Here is a 2,423-nt window from a genome sequence, read left to right as displayed (position 1 = left end):
AGTGAAGTAGGCTGCCGACGAGGTGCCTGTGGTTCGGGTCCTTTTCCGACAGCCCCTTCCCGAACGGTACGGGCCAGTTTCCCGGCATACCGCTCTCCAGTGATCATTTCCGGGTGGTGGCTGTGCCCCGTCCCGCGTGGATGTCCTGATGGCAACGCTCGCAGACCACAAGGGTTTTGCGTTTACGCATGGCCATCAAGTGCACCCAATGCGGCCGTTCCGGCCGTCCTGGCTTGTTGAGATCGGCGAGTTTGCGGACGTGGTGGACTTGCAGTCCGTCTCGTCCTTCGCACATCTCGCACTGCCCGGCGAGGAGCCGGTGGATCAGCTCATTGCGCCTGGCAGTGGCCAGGACGGGCTGGCGGTCGGTAATGACGGCTTTGCGCTGTCGCTTGAGCGGGATCCCGCCGAAGCGGGCAACCAGTGGTTTCTTCCCCTTTTCGCGGTGCACCGTGACCTGGAAGCAGGTCCGCCGGCCGTCAGGGGTATCGACGGCCGCCTTGTATCTGCGGGCCATCTTCATGACGGTCGACTTGTGCTTACCGGCCAGGGTCTTGAGCATCGATGTCTCCATGACCCAGCGCAACGGTCCCAGGCGGGAAACATCCTGGGCGAGAAGGTAGTACTGGACGAATCCGCGATACTCGGACCCGTATTTCGCGACGATCGTGAAATCCTCATCGTGCAGCAACGGACCGCGCAGAGCGGGTTTTCCTTTGCTCATGTAGCGGGCGCATCTGTCCCGGATGACGGTCCTGGGCACGAACAGGCCGATGGCGCCGTTGACCGCCCGACGGTTCCGGGTGATCTTCGTATCGGCCCGCTGTGCCCTGATCTCGTAGCCGAGGAAGCGCGCCGCCTGGCTGGTGGCGTGCGTGATCAAAGTTTTGGACTCGGAGAGTTCCAGCTTGAGTTCGTCGCGCAGGAACGCCCGGATCCTCGCCTTGATCTCCACGGCCTCGCTCTTGGGACCGGCGAACCCGAGCAGGAAGTCGTCGCAATACCGCACGTATCGAAGGCGCCGGTATCCGGGATCGTTGGGGTCCTGGCTCGGCAGGGAGCGGCGTTCACGCCGCAGCGCGCGCACCGCCTCCCGGTCGCCATGCCGCTTGGCCCTCGCAATCCGGTTCTCAACGTTCTCGTACGCGGGGTAAGTACGTCGCCGCCTGCCCCGGTCGTAATCCGGAATCAACTGCTGTTCAACGAACTGGTCGAACCGGTCCAGGTAAATATTGGACAAGATTGGCGAAGCAACACCGCCCTGTGGCGCGCCACTGAGCGTGTCATTCCACCGCCAGTCCTCTAAATACCCGGCTTTTAGCATCCGGTCGATCAATTGCAAAAACCGGCCATCGTGGACCTTCTCCGCCAGCGTCGAGAGCATGACCTCATGGTCAAGACTTCCGAAACAGTCGGAGATATCACCCTCGATCATCCAGTGTGTTCCCTTCCAGACCGACACCACCTCATCCAGCGCGGTATGGCAGCCCCGTTGGGGGCGGAAACCGTGTGAGCGGTCGGAGAACTGGACGTCGTAGTACGCCTCAAGGAGCATACGCACTACTTCCGCAATCAATTTGTCCGACCACGGAGGCATTCCCAAAGGGCGCTTCCCGATCTTCTTCGGGATATAAACCCTCCTGGCCGGGGACCACCGGTAGGACTCCGCACGCAGAGCACCGATGATCCTGTCAATTTTGGCCAGGGACATGCCGTCCACGGTCTCCTGGGTGACCCCGGGCGTCATCGCACCCTTGTTGGCGTAGATGCGCCCATAGGCCAGCAGGAACAACTCCCGGTTGAACAGCTGCCGATACAGCCTTTCCAGCGGCAGGCCGCGCCTGCCGCGCTCCCGGATGACGGTCAGTACGGTTTCAGCACTCTGCATTGCGCATCCCTCCCCGTCTGAACATCGTGATTACCTGTGCCCCTTCGCCCTTATTCCGGCTTTCCCGGACTTCGTGGCCGGTCGTTACTCCGGCGACTACTACGGGCACTCCGTCGCCATAGGGCTCGCGCCCCGTAGGCGATCCCGTGGTACGTCTTCGTTGTACGTATCGAGCACGACGTAGGCCGCCCACTCATCCCCTTGGCCGCCCTCGCTGGGCGGCGCCCGATGCCATGGAGGTTGCCCGGTCCCACGGTTCACGCCCGGGCATGGCATCAGCGTCGGTTACAGGCGTCATTCCGACGGTGCGTCACTTTCACTCTGGGGATTGGGCTTCAAGCAATCCAGCCTTGGCCATATCGTGCGGGCCTTGCGGCACGACGCCTTGAACGCCTCCGAAACGTCCACCGCTTTCCCGGCATGCTCTGGTCCCCTCCCGCTCTCGCGTTCAGGTAAGCCGGGTGACCCAAGAACCTCCCTCCAAGTTCCTCCCGACTGCGTCGGGGATACAACAAAGCGCCTCACGGCGCACACC

General features: G+C 62.5%; 1 protein-coding gene. It reads right to left on the bottom strand.

Annotated features, from left to right (window positions below; translation table 11 throughout):
• Positions 1-103: 103 nt before the first annotated feature.
• On the bottom strand, positions 104-1,888 hold the full coding sequence (locus AC5P09_RS51605; RefSeq protein WP_493880578.1) for a reverse transcriptase/maturase family protein: 1,785 nt from the start codon (positions 1,886-1,888) through the stop codon (positions 104-106).
• Between the last annotated feature and the right edge of the window lie 535 nt (positions 1,889-2,423).

It is taken from the genome of Streptomyces sp. a15 (assembly GCF_059026085.1).
Note: the sequence above shows the minus strand (reverse complement) of the source record. Positions and strands in the feature narration are given on the sequence as shown.

Bases quoted from the DNA above. Each gene is read 5' to 3' on its own strand.
- AC5P09_RS51605 (WP_493880578.1), bottom strand. From the start codon at position 1,888: ATGCAGAGTGCTGAAACCGTACTGACCGTCATCCGGGAGCGCGGCAGG.